The organism is Bacillus sp. EKM501B (assembly GCF_011800505.1).
GTDB lineage: Bacteria > Bacillota > Bacilli > Bacillales > Bacillaceae_G > Bacillus_A > Bacillus_A cereus.
In genome coordinates this window covers 1-215 of sequence record NZ_JAALFZ010000102.1, presented here as the reverse complement: position 1 = coordinate 215, position 215 = coordinate 1, and the positions used below count along the sequence as shown (strand labels likewise).

Genomic DNA, 215 nt, shown 5'->3' with positions numbered 1-215 from the left:
AATAGCGAAGTAATGCGATACTCCATTCTGCATCTGCAAATGCTACATCACGCATAATTTGCTCAATCATTAATTTCATTTGACCATATGGATTTGTTGCACTTAATGGAAACTCCTCCGTAATCGGTGACGTTTCCAGGATACCATATACAGTTGCAGATGAACTAAAGATTATCTTCTTTACATTATGTTTCTGCATTACTTCACATAGCACT

The 215-nt window shown here is 36.3% G+C and carries 1 protein-coding gene; it reads right to left on the bottom strand.

What is annotated here, in order from left to right; genetic code table 11:
• Positions 1-215 (bottom strand): NAD-dependent epimerase/dehydratase family protein (locus HFD78_RS29335; protein WP_191968164.1); only part of this gene is annotated, 215 nt, incomplete at both ends.